The 1235-nt window shown below is 55.9% G+C and carries 1 protein-coding gene; it reads right to left on the bottom strand.

The features are described from left to right. Positions 1–8: 8 nt before the first annotated feature. Positions 9–1171, bottom strand: a protein-coding gene (locus GHN92_RS23565; protein WP_153381341.1) for an IS3 family transposase whose coding sequence is annotated in 2 segments (ribosomal slippage) — positions 9–916 and positions 916–1171 — 1164 coding nt in all. Because the reading frame shifts where the segments join, the coding sequence is not laid out codon by codon here. Between the last annotated feature and the right edge of the window lie 64 nt (positions 1172–1235).

The following is a 1235-nucleotide window of genomic DNA, read 5'->3' on the forward strand; positions in this document are numbered from 1 at the left end:
TGTAGTGGTCAACTAATCCCGGACACGACGTTAAGTTTTTCTTCGGCCCGAGCTGGCGCCAGCCCACCGTTGAATTGATGGGGTCGAATCCAGTTGTACCGATGCATCAAGAAATGGCTGATATCGCGCTGGGCTTCTTGAGCAGTTCTGTAGCCCACGGTCGGTATCCATTCAGTTTTCAAGCTGCGGAACACGCGCTCCATCGGCGCGTTGTCCCAGCAATTTCCCCGGCGACTCATGCTCTGACGCATTCGATAACGCCACAGCCGCTGGCGAAATAAACGACTCGCATACTGCGACCCTTGATCCGAGTGAAACAGCAGGCCCTGAGGCCTTCCACGTTGTTCGTAGGCCATATCCAGCGCCTTGATAACCAGCTCGGCGTCCGGCTTTTCCGACAATGCCCAGCCCACCACACGGCGCGCGCAAAGATCCAGTACGACAGCCAGATAGTGCCATTTCCCTTGGGCCCAAATGTAGGTGATGTCGCCGCACCACACCTGGTTGGGTGCCGGGACATCGAACTCCCGATTCAAGATGTTCGGGATATCCAGCCGTTCAACCGTCGCTCGTTTATAGGCATGAGAACCTGGCTGTTTGCTGACGAGGTCAAGCTCACGCATCAAGCTGCGCACTTTGAACCGACCGAGTTGTTCACCATCGTCACGCATCAACGAGAGAATGCTACGGCTGCCGGCAGCACTGCGGCTTTGCGAGAACAACTCACTCACCCGGCTGCGCAACCGAAGCCGTTCGACATCAGGCGTTCGACGCTTGAGGCGGTGGGCGTAATAACTGGATCGATTGATCTCAAACACTTTGCACAGCCAATCAATTGGCTCATGGACGCTCAGCTGATTGATCAGCGCGTACGCTCGTGATCTTCCGACATCAAGAGCGCGGTAGCCTTTTTTAATATTGATTTTTCCCGTTCAAGACGAGCGATCCGGGCTTCCAGCTCCTGGATTTTCTGCTGCTCCGGTGTCAGCGCTTTGCTCTGCGGAGTGACGCCTTGGCGTTCCTTCTGAACCTGGTCAACCCAACGGCGCAGGGCCGACTCGCCGACGCCGAGCGAACGGCTGGCTTCGATGTAGCTATAGTTTTGCTTGAGTACGAGGTCGGCAGCCTCGCGTTTGAACTCAGCGGAAAAGGAGCGGCGTTGTTTGGTCATCTGACACCTCGATCTGGCGAGCATTCTCGCCTAAATGGGTGTCCGGTTTCATTAGACCACTACA

The sequence above is a fragment of the Pseudomonas sp. FSL R10-2964 genome (genome assembly GCF_009600035.1).
GTDB lineage: Bacteria > Pseudomonadota > Gammaproteobacteria > Pseudomonadales > Pseudomonadaceae > Aquipseudomonas > Aquipseudomonas bubulae.